This window comes from Flagellimonas hymeniacidonis (genome assembly GCF_008040165.1).
GTDB classification, from domain to species: domain Bacteria; phylum Bacteroidota; class Bacteroidia; order Flavobacteriales; family Flavobacteriaceae; genus Flagellimonas; species Flagellimonas hymeniacidonis.
On the sequence record NZ_VRUR01000003.1, the window covers coordinates 1 to 15,145 of the forward strand.

Sequence of the window (15,145 nt, forward strand, 5' to 3'; positions counted from 1 at the left end):
GAACGAGATACAGGACCTGGAGGATGTAATTGGTCAGGACGCGAGCGCGGGCAACAATGCGATCACGAATTTGGCAGATCCAACCAATGCACAGGACGCGGCGACGAAGGCCTATGTGGATGCTACCGCTGACGACGACATCACGGGAGTGAGCTTTGACGGCACGAGCGTGACGGTAGCGGAAGGGGCGACGAGTTTTTCAGCGGACATTTCTGCTTTAGACGATTCAGCTGGTGTAGCAGCTAATGCAGCAGCAATAGCGGCTCATAATACGGCAGATGGTGATTTAAGCGATACGAACGAGATACAAGATTTAGAAGATGTAATTGGTCAGGACGCGAGCGCGGGCAACAATGCGATCACGGACCTTGCTGACCCTACCAATGCACAGGACGCGGCGACGAAGGCCTATGTGGATGCAACTGCTGATGATGATATCACGGGAGTGAGCTTTGACGGCACGAGCGTGACGGTGGCGGAAGGGGCTACGAGCTTCTCGGCGAACCTCTCATCTTTGGAGGAATCGGCGGACATCACTGCGAACACGACCCTTATCAACAACCACATCGCGGCGGACGGTGACCTTAGCGATACGAACGAGATACAGGACCTGGAGGATGTGATCGGAGAGGACGCGAGCGCGGGCAACAATGCGATCACGAATTTGGCAGATCCAACCAATGCACAGGACGCGGCGACGAAGGCATATGTTGACAGTCAAATCACAGCTTCTAGTCAAACAATCGTCAGTGTAGATGCAGGCAATGAGATTACTGCAGGTGCTGATGGTGGAGCTTATTATAATCTATCGGATATAGATGTTGATGGTGATTTAGGTGTAGATCCTGATGGTCCAGGACCAGAAGTGGCAGGAATAAATGAAACAACAATTGAAGGAGCGATTCAAGCAATAGCTCCTATTACTTCAAAAGCTGCGAGAATATTTTACCCACCATCAATTGCTGTAGATGCTTCAACAATAGGTGTTGGGACACCTGTAGATTTGTATCAAGAATATTTAGATCAGTTTGGAACGCCTGCTGTTGCCAGTGCAAATGCACCAGCATCTATACCGACATATGGCAGAACGGAATTATATTATTATGTGACCTATGCAGATCCAGATGTTTTTGGGAATGGTACTGCAGTACAAAATATGTCAATAGACGCAAATGGAAATTTATCATTTGAAGTTTTTAATCTGCCAGCAGATTACAATTCATTGATTAATGTAGTATTCGTAGTAAAATAATAAAGACTAAGACAGATTTTGATATCATTTAACCTATATAAGTCTTTATCCTTAGGAATATTTTTCCTGATTTTTGGGATGTATTCCTCGAATGCCCAGTTTTTACTTCGAGCTCCTTCGAGTGGTGGAGAGAACAACTATCAATGGTTCGAGGCTTCCGATACAGCTACTGTGTTAAGTACCGTTTCTTTTTACGAAGCAACGCAGCCAGGAGTATATTTTGCAACCTATGATGGTACACTGTGTGGGTCTAATGCCACAGGGTATTTCATTTTAACAGATTGCACAGCTCCAAATAATCAAGTTACCTTGGATATTACAGCAAGTATTCCTTCAGGAGCCACGGTAAGTTGGAGCCCCATATTAGGAGGAGACCAAACACGCCCCACAGTAACGAGTACTTTAAGTGTGGAGAGATATACAGCTACGATATCCAAGGCAGGAAATACAAGTGAACTTCCTCGTTTTACAGTGGTATGTATGAGTCAAGCGGGAACTTTGGTTGATGATCTGGTAACTGTAAATGAAGATGATTCTGTTGTTGTTCCAGTATTTGCCAATGATACCGATGTAACTACAACAGGAAACCTTACCACTACAAATCCAGCTAATGGTACTGTTGGCATCAATGGCAATGGAACACCAAACGACCCAACTGATGATATTGTAACCTATACACCTGACCCCAATTTCAATGGTACAGATACATTTGACTATACGGTATGTAATACATCTGGAGCTTGTAGTACAGCAACTGTAACGGTTGATGTGCTTCCTATTGTAGATGCTTTTGACGATTCGGTGACAACGGAACAAGATATTTCAGTAGATATTGATGTTTTGGCAAATGACAATGACTTGCCTGTTTCTGGTACTTTAACTACTACTACGCCTACTAATGGGACCATTATAATTAATGAAAATGCTACGTTGGGTAATCCATCAGATGATTTTATAACCTATACGCCAAATCCAGGTTACTTAGGACCCGATGCTTTTGATTATACTATTTGTGATGGATCTGGGAATTGTAGTACAGCCACGGTTACCATATTGGTGAATCCTCCTGGAATTAATTTAGATAGTGATAATGACGGTATTGTTGATAGTTTTGAAGACTTAAATTCCGATGGAGATAATGACCCATCAACAAACCCAACAGATACAGATGGTGATACCATTCCTGATTACCTTGATATTGACAGCGATGATGATGGAATCCCCGATAATATTGAAGCACAGACAACAATAGGATATATAGCTCCTAGTTTAGTGGATGCCGATGATAATGGTTTGGACGATGCTTATGAAAATGGAGGTAATGTTGGATTGATTCCTGTTGATTCGGATGTGGATGGGATTCCTGATTATGTAGATGATGACAGTGATAATGACAATGTACCCGACAGCATAGAGGGACATGATCAAGACCAGGATGGAATTGCTGATGTAACATTCATTGGTTCAGATAAGGACAATGACGGTCTTGATGATGGTTTTGAGGGCGGTATAGCAATTGACATAGATGTAAATGATGAAATAAACGACCCAACTACTGATTTAATTGATACCGATTTTGATGGTGTTCCAGATTATAGGGATGCGGATGATGATGATGATGGTATTGAAACTATAGATGAAGATTTGGATCTGGATGGAAACTATGCCAATGATGACTCAGATGCAGATGGCATACCAAATTACCTTGATTCAGACCTAGATCAAAGCCAAGTAGACGATATTGATGTTATAAATGTAATAACTCCTAATGGAGATGGAATACACGATGTATTAACTATAAACAATTTAGAAAACTATCCAAACAACACAGTAAAAATTTATAACAGATGGGGTGTGCTGGTATACGTGACCAAAGCATACAACACAATTGGAAATGTCTTTGACGGGACTTCCGAAGGAAGGGTAACAGTTGATCAGGACAACAAGCTCCCTGTAGGTACATATTTCTATATTATAGATTATGAAGACCTTAATGGGAATATGAGACAACTCTCAGGTTACCTATACATTAATAGATAAAGTAAAGATTACTGTGGATAAGAATACGATAAAGAAAAAAACACTCTTACACGTTTTTATGGTGCTATTGTGCTTTATAGGAGTTGTTCATGCCCAACAAGATGCACAATACACGCAGTACATGTATAACACAGTTAGTGTTAACCCGGCATATGCTGGTTCCAGGGGACATTTAAGTATTGCAGCCCTTTATCGAAATCAATGGTTAGGGTTGGATGGCGCTCCAGAAACACAAACCCTTAATCTTCATACCCCAATGGGTTATAGAGGAGTAGGTTTGGGAATATCGATTGTCAATGATAAAATAGGACCTACCTCTGAAACCTATTTTGATGTTGATTTTTCATATACCATTCAAACATCATTCGATGCTAAATTGAGTTTTGGATTAAAGGCCAGTGCTCATATGTTGGATATTAGGTATTCAGAATTGGATGAATTTGAAATTGACCCTCAATTGCAATCACAGCAGGATATTCAAAATAAATTTTCTCCTAATATTGGCGCCGGAATTTATTATCATACTGAACGTTTTTATACCGGACTTTCAGTACCAAGGTTGTTAGAAACAACTCATTTTGACGAGTCTTCAATTTCTACGGCCACAGAACAAATTAATTTGTATTTCATTACCGGTTATGTGTGGGACTTAAACCCTTTTCTCAAATTTAAACCAACCCTTCTAACTAAGGCGGTACAAGGAGCACCGATCCAGGTAGACCTTTCTGCCAATTTTATGTTTAATGAAAAATTTATTGGAGGCATAGCCTATCGTTGGGATGCGGCTTTTAGTGGACTTTTCGGTTTTAGGGTTTCGGACGAAATGTTTATTGGGCTTGCTTACGATCGTGAAACCACGGATTTAGGTGCTGCTACTTTTAATGATGGATCCTTTGAGGTTATTTTAAGATACGATTTTATAAAGAACATCGGTAATCTTAAATCTCCACGCTTCTTTTAATTTTCCACAACTTTAGGAACATTTTAGACCAACGGTTTCTATATTTCATGACAAACGTCATATTTTTACCCTATGAAAGAGGAAAATGTGATATTGGTTAATGAGGCCGACGAGCCTATTGGACTAATGCCTAAAATGGAAGCCCACGAGAAAGCAGTTCTTCATAGGGCTTTTTCAGTTTTTATTCTAAATGATAAAGGAGAGGCCATGCTACAACAGCGCGCCAAAGACAAATATCATTCTCCCTTACTTTGGACGAATACCTGCTGCAGTCATCAAAGAGATGGGGAAAGCAATATTGAGGCAGGAAAACGGAGACTCATGGAAGAAATGGGTTTCATTACAGAACTTAATGAGTTGTTTTCATTTATTTATAAGGCCACTTTTGACAATGGACTAACAGAACATGAACTAGACCATGTTATGATTGGAACATTTAATGAAGCCCCAACCATAAATCCAGAAGAAGTTGAAGACTGGAAATGGATGCATCCTTCAGACATAAAAACTGATATTGCTAACAATCCAGATGAGTATACTGCGTGGTTCAAAATTATTTTTGAGCGATTTTATGATCACATTTCTGACAATAGCAATAAATCATGATGGTAAAAGTTAGCAGAAAAGCCAATTTCAATGCAGCGCATAGATTGTATCGACCCGATTGGAGCGATGAAAAAAATGATGCTGTTTTTGGTAAATGTAACAACCCAAACTACCATGGGCACAACTACGACCTAGTGGTAAGCGTGACTGGGGAGATTGATCAACAAACGGGCTTTGTAATGGACTTAAAAGTACTTAAAGGTCTTATAAAAGAACATGTTGAAGAAGCCTTAGATCATAAAAATCTTAATAAAGATGTTCCTGAATTTGAAGGTTTAAACCCTACTGCCGAAAACATTGCCGTAGTAATATGGAATAAGTTGAGACCACATATTGAAAAAACAAAAACATTGGAGATAGTACTTTACGAAACACCTCGTAACTTTGTAACTTATTCTGGATAAAATGGCTTTGTACCCACTAAAATTTAAACCAATCCTTAAAGAGCGTCTTTGGGGAGGAACAAAACTTAAAGACGTACTCGGAAAAGCCATTGATAGTGAAATCACAGGCGAGAGCTGGGAACTTTCAGGAGTAGAAGGAGCTATTTCTGAGGTTAGCAATGGTGCTTTACAAGGCACTTCGATTAACGATTTGATTCAGGAACAAGCAGTAACTTTGCTTGGAAAGAGTGTTGTGGACAGATTTGGAAAAGATTTTCCTATCCTTATCAAATTCATTGATGCCAAACAAGACCTTTCTATACAATTGCACCCCAATGATGAATTGGCAAGAGAACGCCATAATTCCTTTGGAAAAACGGAAATGTGGTATGTTATGGATGCCGACCCGGGTGCTCAACTTATTGTAGGTTTCAATAAAGATGTTGAAAAAGCTGAGTACGTTAAAAGTATTGAGACAGATACCCTTTTGGATTTAATGAACTATGAAGAAGTTACGGAAGGAGACACCTTTTTTATAAACACAGGGAAAATTCATGCTATTGGAGCTGGAGTGCTGTTGGCTGAGATTCAGCAAACATCAGATATCACCTATAGGGTTTTTGACTTTAATCGAAAAGACAAGAGCGGAAACCTAAGGGAATTGCATACCGAAATGGCTTTAGATGCTATAGATTATGCAAAAAAAGAGGATTTTAAAGTCAATTATTCAAAAGCTTCAGATTCGGTCAATACCATGGTAGATTGCCCATATTTTAAAACCAATTTCTTGGACTTGGCAAATGGGTTGAACCAAGATGTTTCTAGTAGGGATTCCTTCACTATTTATATGTGTGTGGGTGGTGAGGCTGAAATTGCAAATGATTGGGGAAGCACAAGAATAAAAAAAGGCGAAACTTTGTTGATAGCTGCTGAAAGTACATCAATCAGCATTACGACAAATGGAGCTAAACTTTTAGAAGTTACCATTTAATAGTACATTTGAAAAAATAGCAACATGGCAAATATTCGTGATTTAAAGAAAGATGTCAATTTTGTTTTAGGAGACATCATAGAGGCGGTTTACATATGGGAAGCTGGTTCCAATAACAAAGATTCAGAAGAGGGTTCGGTAATCATTGACAAGGCCATTGCTGTTTTTGATGAACTTATGAGCAAGATTCATTCAAAGAATGTGGATAATGCTAAGGCCCATTTTAAAACCATCCGCGTTCAACTTGAAGAAAAAGCGACCGAATTGGTTGAAGAGCTGAATAAATTGGGGAGCTAGTTTTTATTTCTCTAAAAATGCTTTAAAGGCTTCACCATATTTGGAAGAAGCAACTTCTGGAGACAATGCTTTATAAACAGAATCCAAATATTTAGGATTTGCTTCTTTTGCTTCGGTAATCATCAAATACGGAGTAGCATAAGAATCCCCATTGTTGAGGCCAAAATTGAGTGCATAACGATACCTGTTCAACAGGTTATGGTTAATCAATTTTTGAATGGAATCTATGACCAAAGAATCTTGTTGAACTTCTGATGATATAACATGATTTAAGAGCTCAAGTTCCCTAATATTGAAATTGGACATCATGGATTTGAATTCTTCCAACTTTTCTTGACTTTTTGAGCCACTTATTTCTGGACTCATATCAAAGGTATTCCATGCGGTATTAATGGAAATAGTATCCCCAGGTTCTCCAAAAAAGGTAATACGATCGTTTACCTCGTTATTGTCTTTTTTGTCCAGATATAGATAAAAAACCTCTGGATCTTCTAGTTCATGGGTAAATTCAAAACTACCATCTCCTTCAATTTTCAAGGAATCCAAAACCACCAAAGAGGAGTCTTTAAAATGCTGCAGGAACAGGCTTCCTTTTTTCAATCCCTTAATATTCCCCGAAACCGTCATCGTATTTTCAGTGTTGTCTACACATGAAAAAATGATCAATCCCAAAACCAATACAGATATTATCCTCTTCATCATTAAAATTTAGCGTGGCAAATATCAATAAACTTCTGAAATAATTAAACTTTAGAAGCCACTTCCATCAATAAAGCACATAAATAAGCTCCAGCAGTGCCTACCACATAACCAAAAACGGCCAAAAGAATACCAACAGATGTTAATGATGGATGAAACTCTGCAGCGACAACGGGAGCAGAAGCAGCACCACCAACATTGGCTTGACTACCCACGGCCAAGAAAAAGTAAGGTGCTTTAATTAGTTTAGCCACCAAAATCAAGAGGCCCGCATGTATGGAAATCCAAACCAAGCCGATTACAATTAATCCCGGATTCTCCAGTGCTCTGCTCAAATCCATTTTCATACCGATTGTGGCTACTAAGATATAGATGAAAATGCTCCCAATCTTACTGGCGCCCGCCCCTTCATAATTTTTGGCTTTGGTAAAGGAAAGCCCTATGCCAATTGCTGTGGCAAAAACTACCATCCAAAGGAATTTTGAGCTTAATGAAGAAAGTATTTTTTCTTTATTTCGGATAACCTCAAAATTGTTCTCTAGTAGTTCGGCAAAATGGTGCCCCAGAAAATGAGCAATTCCAACTCCGGCAAATGCATATAAAAGCATCATCATAAAATCATGCAAACTGGTTACCCGGGCAATTTTTGCTGTATGGGTAGATACTTTTTCTTTTAATTTTTCAATAGAAGAGGAATCTGCTTTTAGCCATTTGTCAATTTTTTTTGTTTTACCAACACCCAATAAAAGTATGGCCATCCATAAATTTGCAATTACAATGTCAACAATGACCATTTTGGTATATCCTTTTGGATTATATTGAAATACCTCAAGCATTGCCGCTTGATTGGCACTGCCACCAATCCAACTTCCCGCAATGGTAGCCAGACCTCTCCAGACAGCATCAAAATCATTGCCGCCAACCGTTTCCGGCGAAAAGATGGAAACAATTAAAATAGCCAAGGGCCCGCCTATTATTATTCCTGCACTACCAGTTAAAAACATGATCAATGCTTTGGAACCCAAATTCATGATTGCCTTTAAATCTATGCTCAACGTCATTAAAATAAGTGCAGCGGGTAATAAATACCTGCTTGCTACATAATATGTCTGAGATTGTTCTTCACTTACAATTCCCGTGCTAGCCAGAATTCCGGGCAGCAAATAGCACATGAGGACCGTTGGGACAATACCGTAGAATTTTTTCCAAAATCCAGTTTTAATGGATGAAGTATAAAAAACAAAACCTAAACAAAGACAGAGAAGACCAAAGATTACGGTATCTTCAGTAATGGGTAGTTGGTTCATAAAGTTTAATTCGCAGTGTTTTCAAATATAGGAAAATCAAAGATGGTCTTTGATAAATTGAGCTACACCATGTTCCTTGTTGCTCAATGTTACCTTGTTGGCAACGCTTTTAACCTCATCCCTAGCATTTGCTACGGCTATTCCCACCCCCACATTTTGAAGCATTTCAATATCATTGTAATTATCACCAAAAGCGATAACATCATTTAAGGATTCGTTGGGCTGTAGAAGTGCTTTTATTGCCTTTAATTTTGAAACGGATTTGGGTGCTACCTCAATCAAAGTATCATTGGAGCGGTAAAAACTCATTATTGAAGAAAAATCTTTTTGTAGTTCTGGGCTAATGGCATCTATGGTTGTTTTAGTGCCCATCAACATTACTTTATGTGGGCCTATTTTTGTTTTGCCCCATCGCTCCAAAGTTATGCTGGTAGGCTCCAAAATTGGATTTGCCTTTGTGTTGAATACTTCTTTTTCCACGCGTTCTGATGATTGGCCAACACACCATTCATCTTTATGGTAAAGTCCAAGTTTGATATCGTAAGATTCAGCAAGGGTATTTAATGCTTTTGTTTGCTCAGCAGAAATAATGGTAGAGCTTAATTCTTTATTTTTTTCCATGATTAAAGCTCCATTGTAACAGATAATGGGGTTTTCTTCAATCCCCATTCTCTTTTGTAGGTAGGTCATGGATTTTGGCATTCTTGCTGACACCAAAATAATTTTAAGCCGTTCTTTTATTCGATGTACTTCAGATATAGTAAAATCAGATACATTATTTTTTGTGGATAATAATGTGCCATCCAAATCGGAACAGAGTATTTTGAAATTCATCCTAAATATTAAGCCAATAGGTAAGCTTTAAATTTATAGATCTATTTCGTGGCATAAAACTATTTACAAAATAATTATCATTATATACAATGAATAAATCTGAGAGCGGGGCAAATCGCCACTGTAAACGTGAATTGAAACCTAAATTGTCTCGCTGGTTGCTATATTGAACCAAGGTTGACCAGAATACAGATTTATTGAAAGTAATGTTTACTCTGGGACTCACCAACCATAGGTCAGCACTCGGAAAAGGATCTGGGAGGTTGATGCTATCATAATTCAATTCCATGGAAAGAGATACTTTCGGTTGAAGTCGTAGACTTATATCCCCTTCAAAAGAAAACCGGTTGCCATTGAAGAAATCTCCGTACCCTGGTTCCAAAGAATAAGAAAACACTTTTCGTCTATCACTTTGAAATTCAACTTCATAACTAGTATAATAGTATCCTTGGTCAGCGGGAAGTTCAAGTGCGCCATCTGTATCTGTAGGATCAAAAGATTCGGTCAAGAAAGTGAATCTATTGAACATTCTGGCTGATATTTCTTCTTGGGTTTTAAATTGAGCTTGCCAGCTCGTAAAAATGGTATAATCAGTATTTTGATAGTCCAGAGTTGGTCTCCATATAGCGTTTGGACTAAAACGGAAGCCATGAGAATTGATTTTGCCCTTCTTTGGCCAAAAATTAAATTCAATAAAAGGTCTTGCTGCAATAATATCTTGTCTTCTTACAAAGCCTAAATCTGATCTAAAATCATTACCAACATAGTTACCGCGCAAGCCAAAATTAATAGTTCTTGAGTTATATTGAAGGTCAACTCCTCCAGAGCTGTCATCATCACCAATGTCATGTGCAAAAGATTTATGAAAGAAAAATTTACCCACCCAGGTGTTATCCGCCGATGCTAGATTATAATCTAATCCAACTACGCGGTTGTACCTTTCGGTTTCCTCTAAAAAATCATAATCCTTGAAAGTTTCACGGTTTACAAAAATGAAACTGAGGTTAGATCGAGAGAACAACTTTTTTTGAAGTGCAAAAACAGTGTTGTTGTTACTAGGGATTTCATTTTCAGTATCTTCTTCAGTTTGAATGTTCAATAGACCTAAACGCCAATCTTCATTAAGTTTTCCGCTGAGACGGACTCCTCCAATAATACCATTTTCAATGGTTTCTCCATCCAAATCTTCAGCAATTCCTATTCTTCTTGAAAAAAATGGGTTGGAGTCGCGTGAATTACCAAACGCTCCAAAAAGATCACTATTGTCAATAAAAAACTGCCTTCTTTCTGGGAGCGATATCTCGAACCTAGTAAGGTTGGTGAAAACATTGTCTACCTCCACATTGGAAAAATCAGGATTTACGGTAATATCCAAATTCATTCCGTTACCGATGGACACTTTGGCATCTCCACCAAAATTTAAATCGTTATTGGTGTCGTTGGTTTCAAAGTCTTTTGAAGAAATTCCATTGACATATGGAATAATCGCTAATGGGGTTCTTGACTTTCCCAAAGGTTTTTCAAAAACCATATCGCCCATAAATGCTAAACTAAAAATAAACTGATTCTGAGGAATCTCTATCCATGTGCTGGTCTCATTGGTCTGCATATCAAAACGATAGCTGTTAAATCGCCATTTAGTCTCACCCTGTTTAAATTTGAAAGAGGTTAGGGGAATAGCCATTTCGCAGATATAATAGCCATCATACATTTTGGATTCTCCTCGCCATTTTACATCCCAGGAGGTGGTAAATCCCCTCAGGTCGGTACCTCCATTGGAAATTAGAGCTTCTCTTCGCACTCCGTAGGGATTCATGCCAAATAGAAAAGCGTTTGTACCATCATTAAAAGTGTCAAACAGCAGACTAATATTATCATTCCCTCCAGCTCTATAATCTCTTTGTAAGGAGGGAATGACATAGTCATCACCTTCAGTATTTACTTTTATGCCAATGTACAATGTGGTTTCACTGTAGAGCATTTTTATGTCTGATTGTTGAACTGCCAAAATAGAATCCGAAGGAAAATACTGTTGAAAATCATGAGCGCTCTCAGCAGTTTGCCAAATAGACTCATCCAATATCCCATCTATTTTAATGGGTTCGGAAATATACTTTACGGTAAATTGTTTGGAATTGATTTGAGCGAAAAATACAATAGGGAAGAGCGTTGCAGCTAGTACAAAACGGAATTTCAACATTGGATAATTTAAGTTAGTCCGTCAAATTTACGGTTAAGCTTCGTTAAAAAAATCCCAAAAATTAATTATCGTCTTGACTCTTTTTCTTAGGCTCCCTTTTGACTTCTTTAAGACTTTTCATTAACATCCATTCTATCTGCCCATTAGTACTGCGAAATTCATCGGCAGCCCATTTTTCAATTGCTTTGAGCATATCTTCGTTGAGTCTTAGGGCAAATGCCTTTTTTTTACTCATTTATTCTAGTAATACCTAAATTATCTTTTGATGTACTCATATTCTCTTAAATATGAGTAAGTATCAATGGTTAAGAGTCCCCGTATTTACTATTGGCGAGGCATCTTTATCTGAGCACAGCACAACCATCAAATTACTTACCATGGCCGCTTTTCGCTCTTCGTCCAAATCTACTATTTGTTTTTCATTTAATTCTTCTAGAGCCATTTCTACCATACTTACCGCACCCTCAACAATTTTATGCCTAGCTGCAACAATTGCTGTAGCTTGTTGACGCTTTAGCATGGCATTAGCAATTTCTTGGGCATAGGCTAAATAGCCTATCCTGGCTTCTAATACTTCAATTCCGGCCATTCCAAGTCTTTCCTGTACCTCTTTTTCAAGGGCTTCACTTACTTCGTTTAAACTGGAACGTAAGGTGATGTCTTCTTCAATGCCTTCATCTGCAAAATTATCATATGGATACATACTTGCTAACTTTCGTACTGCAGCATCAGTTTGAACGCGAACAAAATTTTTATAATCATCAACATCAAAAGCTGCCTTGTAAGTATCGGTAACTCTCCAAACCAAAATGGTACTTATCATTACCGGATTCCCCAGTTTATCATTTACTTTAAGTCGTTCACTATCAAAATTACTGGCACGTAAAGAGATTTTCCGTTTGGAATATAAAGGGTTTACCCAGTAAAGACCATTCTTCTTTATGGTTCCTTTATATTTTCCAAATAGCACTAAAACCCGTGAATTATTCGGATTTACCAAAACCAACCCAAAAGCCATTACCAGCCCAATAAAAATACAAATGCCGAACCATCCGGATTTGATAGAAATAATAGCGGCGATTCCTCCAAAAAAAAGAACTAAGGAAACGAATAACATTAGGTATCCGTTTAATGGGGAGATTACTTTCTCATCTGTCATAATTATTGATTTAATGATATTAAATTGATATCATAAATATATTATATTAAATTCATTTTTACAAATGACGTCAACAATCTAATGAAAATGATTCCCTCAAAAACATTCTAATTAATCACAGTTTTTTACATTTGAAAAAATCATCAATCATGAGAAAAACCTTATTCCTCTTTTTATTAATACCCATGCTTGGATTTACAAATTATTGGGGAAAAACTGGACATAGAGTTACCGGGCATATAGCCGAGAATCACCTAACAGGAAAAGCAAAACGCGCATTAAAGGACCTTTTAGATGGGCACAGCTTGGCCTTTGTATCCACATTTGCAGATGAAATAAAAGCAGATCGGACATATTCTAAGTTTTCTGCTTGGCATTATGTTAATTATCCTTTGAACATGCGCTATGAAGATTCGGTCAAGAGCAAGTTTGGAGATTTGATCACTGCTATTGAGGAATGTTCCAGCATTGTGAAAGACAAGAATAGCTTAAGGGAGGACAGGGTTTTCTATCTTAAAATGCTAATTCATTTGATTGGAGATTTGCATCAACCTATGCATGCTAGCAGGGCAGAGGACAAGGGTGGCAATGATATACAATTACAATGGTTTGGAGAAGGAACAAATTTGCATAGGGTTTGGGACAAAAACCTTATTGTTTCTTACGGCATGACGTATACAGAGCTGGCCAATGAATTGAATCAAGTTTCTCGAAAAGAACGAAAAAAAATACAGGAAGGGACCATTTATGATTGGGTTGATGAATCCCATACATTGTGCGGAGAATTATATGAATCTGTAAAAGTAGGAGAGAAGCTGGGCTACCAATATGGCTACAAATACAATGATGTGTTGTTTAAACAGCTGCAAAGGGGAGGCCTAAGACTTGCCAAAGTATTGAACGATTTGTTCAAATAATTATTTAATTACCCTAAAGGTGAGGTTTATCCGCTCTCCAATTTTTTTGGAGGTTTTTGCAATTTGATGCTGCCAATGGTGTTGTGTTACTCCCTGCATTAATAACAAACTTCCATGTTCCAGTAGCATCTTATGTTTAACGGTTTTATCCTTTTTATATCTTAAATGAAAAAATCGCTCAGCTCCCAATGATATTGAAGCTATTATCGGGTTTTTTCCAAGCTCTTTTTCATCGTCGGAATGCCAACCATTGCTATCTTTTCCATCCCGATAGCAATTTAGCAAACAGGTCGAAAATGCTACTCCTACTTCTTTTTCAATTGTGGTTTTTATTTGGAGCAGTTCTGAGGTAAAGCCAAAAGGTTTCATGGTAATATTGGAGTACGAATAGGCCTTTCCATTATTTCCATATAAGGCGGTTAACCTTGGCTGGGGATATGTTTTTCCAAAAACGGTAATATCATCTTGTTGCCATGGAGTTTCATCCCGTAATGCTCTAAAATAAGCATTGGCATCTTCTTCTTTCAGAAAATTTGGATAGTAGCTAATATCACTATCCGGTAATCCCAAAACGATTTTTTCTGCAAATAGCCCCATACTATTTGAGAACTGTCTTCAGCTGGTTTCTATATTCTGAAGGGTTTTGACCTGTGAATGCTTTAAAAGACTTGTTGAAGTGGGAAAAATTATTAAATCCACAATCGTAGCAGACCTGCGTGATACTAATGGGTTGTTCGGCCAATAGCTTAGAGGCATGTACCAACCTATATTCATTTACAAACTGTGTAAAAGTCTTGTTAGTGATTTTTTTAAAGTATCTACAGAATGAAGGAACCGTCATGCTAACAATATTGGCAATCTCATCTAGACTTATGTCTTCTTTAAAATTGGCTTTAACATGGTTAAAGACAATATTGATTCTGTCGTTGTCCTTCACTTCAGTTTCCATAGAAAAACCTTCACCATTCAATACCTTTATTTCGTCTGATGTAGCAAGTTGGTTTAAGATGTTGAGTATGGAAAGCAGTCGTTGAAAATCTGTTTGATATTCCAATATTTCCATTTTTTCACCAACCTTGTTTTTGGTTTTACCCGAAAATGCTATTCCACCTTTTGCAACTTCAAACAGTTTTTGAATATTCTTCATTTCTGGGATATTAAAAAAGTCGCTCCCCAAAAAGTCAGCTTTCATATGCACTAAAGTCTCGCTTTTATTGCCTGTAAGTTTATCCGTAAAACCACAATGTGGTAAGTTGGAACCTATTAAAATAAGGTCTCCATTTCTAAAATAGGAAACGTGACTGCCAATTTGCCTCTTTCCCGAACCTCCTTTTATGTATACCAACTCCAACTCTGGGTGATAATGCCAACCATTGTTCTTATTTTCCTTGCTTTCATGAAACTTTTGGTACGTAAAAGAGTGACCAAAACTTGGCGCAATTGCTTCAAAAGCTGGTTTTTGATTTATCATAGTTATTCCTAATTCCTTATGTAAAGGT

Annotated in this window: 16 protein-coding genes; 8 read left to right on the forward strand and 8 right to left on the reverse strand. The window is 37.9% G+C overall.

The window, feature by feature from the left end; all coding sequences use genetic code 11:
- The 7 genes from FVB32_RS17815 to FVB32_RS17135 form a co-directional block, all read left to right on the forward strand.
- The coding region (locus FVB32_RS17815) for a hypothetical protein (protein WP_187269619.1) at positions 1 to 1,252 on the forward strand (1,252 nt) is incomplete at its 5' end.
- A 78-nt stretch (positions 1,253 to 1,330) separates the two neighbouring features.
- A complete protein-coding gene (locus FVB32_RS17110) occupies positions 1,331 to 3,292 on the forward strand; it encodes an Ig-like domain-containing protein (protein ID WP_147745093.1) in 1,962 nt (653 codons plus the stop codon).
- 28 nt (positions 3,293 to 3,320) lie between these two features.
- The gene (locus tag FVB32_RS17115) at positions 3,321 to 4,253 is read left to right on the forward strand and encodes a PorP/SprF family type IX secretion system membrane protein (protein ID WP_449401690.1); all 933 of its coding nucleotides are present in this window, start codon (positions 3,321 to 3,323) and stop codon (positions 4,251 to 4,253) included.
- A 72-nt stretch (positions 4,254 to 4,325) separates the two neighbouring features.
- Positions 4,326 to 4,859 (forward strand): isopentenyl-diphosphate Delta-isomerase, encoded by a 534-nt coding sequence (gene idi / locus FVB32_RS17120; protein WP_147745094.1) that lies wholly within the window; start codon positions 4,326 to 4,328, stop codon positions 4,857 to 4,859.
- The gene (locus tag FVB32_RS17125; protein WP_147745095.1) at positions 4,856 to 5,263 is read left to right on the forward strand and encodes a 6-pyruvoyl trahydropterin synthase family protein; all 408 of its coding nucleotides are present in this window, start codon (positions 4,856 to 4,858) and stop codon (positions 5,261 to 5,263) included. The genes idi and FVB32_RS17125 overlap by 4 nt, the downstream gene beginning before the upstream one ends.
- Positions 5,264 to 5,270: 7 nt before the next feature.
- The gene (locus FVB32_RS17130; RefSeq protein WP_147745189.1) at positions 5,271 to 6,233 is read left to right on the forward strand and encodes a type I phosphomannose isomerase catalytic subunit; all 963 of its coding nucleotides are present in this window, start codon (positions 5,271 to 5,273) and stop codon (positions 6,231 to 6,233) included.
- A 24-nt stretch (positions 6,234 to 6,257) separates the two neighbouring features.
- Positions 6,258 to 6,530: a hypothetical protein gene (locus FVB32_RS17135; RefSeq protein WP_147745096.1), complete on the forward strand. Its 273-nt coding sequence runs from the start codon at positions 6,258 to 6,260 to the stop codon at positions 6,528 to 6,530.
- A gap of 3 nt (positions 6,531 to 6,533) precedes the next feature.
- Here the strand turns inward: FVB32_RS17135 and FVB32_RS17140 are convergent, their stop codons facing one another.
- From FVB32_RS17140 to FVB32_RS17165, 6 genes are all read right to left on the reverse strand, one after another.
- Complete coding sequence (locus FVB32_RS17140; protein WP_147745097.1) at positions 6,534 to 7,232, reverse strand: DUF4369 domain-containing protein; 699 nt, start codon at positions 7,230 to 7,232, stop codon at positions 6,534 to 6,536.
- A gap of 41 nt (positions 7,233 to 7,273) precedes the next feature.
- Positions 7,274 to 8,536 carry a DUF819 family protein gene (locus tag FVB32_RS17145; protein WP_147745098.1) on the reverse strand — a complete coding sequence of 421 codons (1,263 nt, stop codon included), beginning with the start codon at positions 8,534 to 8,536 and terminating at the stop codon, positions 7,274 to 7,276.
- Positions 8,537 to 8,572: 36 nt separating this feature from the next.
- Entirely contained in the window at positions 8,573 to 9,370 is a 798-nt protein-coding gene (locus FVB32_RS17150; RefSeq protein ID WP_147745099.1) for a Cof-type HAD-IIB family hydrolase, read from the reverse strand.
- 1 nt (position 9,371) lies between these two features.
- Positions 9,372 to 11,570 carry a DUF5916 domain-containing protein gene (locus tag FVB32_RS17155; RefSeq protein WP_147745100.1) on the reverse strand — a complete coding sequence of 733 codons (2,199 nt, stop codon included), beginning with the start codon at positions 11,568 to 11,570 and terminating at the stop codon, positions 9,372 to 9,374.
- Between the two features lie 61 nt (positions 11,571 to 11,631).
- Positions 11,632 to 11,805, reverse strand: coding sequence for an Arc family DNA-binding protein (locus tag FVB32_RS17160; RefSeq protein ID WP_147745101.1), 174 nt, complete (start codon positions 11,803 to 11,805; stop codon positions 11,632 to 11,634).
- A 63-nt stretch (positions 11,806 to 11,868) separates the two neighbouring features.
- Positions 11,869 to 12,729: an SPFH domain-containing protein gene (locus FVB32_RS17165; protein WP_147745102.1), complete on the reverse strand. Its 861-nt coding sequence runs from the start codon at positions 12,727 to 12,729 to the stop codon at positions 11,869 to 11,871.
- A gap of 149 nt (positions 12,730 to 12,878) precedes the next feature.
- On the opposite strand from FVB32_RS17165, the gene FVB32_RS17170 reads away from it, so the two are divergent.
- On the forward strand, positions 12,879 to 13,646 hold the full coding sequence (locus tag FVB32_RS17170; protein WP_147745103.1) for a S1/P1 nuclease: 768 nt from the start codon (positions 12,879 to 12,881) through the stop codon (positions 13,644 to 13,646).
- Here FVB32_RS17170 and FVB32_RS17175 read toward each other — a convergent pair whose 3' ends face one another.
- Both FVB32_RS17175 and FVB32_RS17180 read right to left on the reverse strand, forming a co-directional pair.
- Positions 13,647 to 14,243: an alpha-ketoglutarate-dependent dioxygenase AlkB family protein gene (locus tag FVB32_RS17175; RefSeq protein ID WP_147745104.1), complete on the reverse strand. Its 597-nt coding sequence runs from the start codon at positions 14,241 to 14,243 to the stop codon at positions 13,647 to 13,649.
- Between the two features lies 1 nt (position 14,244).
- Complete coding sequence (locus FVB32_RS17180; RefSeq protein ID WP_147745105.1) at positions 14,245 to 15,117, reverse strand: AraC family transcriptional regulator; 873 nt, start codon at positions 15,115 to 15,117, stop codon at positions 14,245 to 14,247.
- Positions 15,118 to 15,145 lie beyond the last annotated feature (28 nt).

Coding starts and splice junctions, on each gene's coding strand:
- FVB32_RS17110 (WP_147745093.1), top strand. CDS start 1,331: ATGTATTCCTCGAATGCCCAGTTTTTACTTCGAGCTCCTTCGAGTGGT.
- idi (WP_147745094.1), top strand. CDS start 4,326: ATGAAAGAGGAAAATGTGATATTGGTTAATGAGGCCGACGAGCCTATT.
- FVB32_RS17160 (WP_147745101.1), bottom strand. CDS start 11,805: ATGAGTAAAAAAAAGGCATTTGCCCTAAGACTCAACGAAGATATGCTC.
- FVB32_RS17155 (WP_147745100.1), bottom strand. CDS start 11,570: ATGTTGAAATTCCGTTTTGTACTAGCTGCAACGCTCTTCCCTATTGTA.
- FVB32_RS17170 (WP_147745103.1), top strand. CDS start 12,879: ATGAGAAAAACCTTATTCCTCTTTTTATTAATACCCATGCTTGGATTT.
- FVB32_RS17175 (WP_147745104.1), bottom strand. CDS start 14,243: ATGGGGCTATTTGCAGAAAAAATCGTTTTGGGATTACCGGATAGTGAT.
- FVB32_RS17125 (WP_147745095.1), top strand. CDS start 4,856: ATGATGGTAAAAGTTAGCAGAAAAGCCAATTTCAATGCAGCGCATAGA.
- FVB32_RS17135 (WP_147745096.1), top strand. CDS start 6,258: ATGGCAAATATTCGTGATTTAAAGAAAGATGTCAATTTTGTTTTAGGA.
- FVB32_RS17140 (WP_147745097.1), bottom strand. CDS start 7,232: ATGATGAAGAGGATAATATCTGTATTGGTTTTGGGATTGATCATTTTT.
- FVB32_RS17150 (WP_147745099.1), bottom strand. CDS start 9,370: ATGAATTTCAAAATACTCTGTTCCGATTTGGATGGCACATTATTATCC.
- FVB32_RS17145 (WP_147745098.1), bottom strand. CDS start 8,536: ATGAACCAACTACCCATTACTGAAGATACCGTAATCTTTGGTCTTCTC.
- FVB32_RS17180 (WP_147745105.1), bottom strand. CDS start 15,117: ATGATAAATCAAAAACCAGCTTTTGAAGCAATTGCGCCAAGTTTTGGT.
- FVB32_RS17165 (WP_147745102.1), bottom strand. CDS start 12,729: ATGACAGATGAGAAAGTAATCTCCCCATTAAACGGATACCTAATGTTA.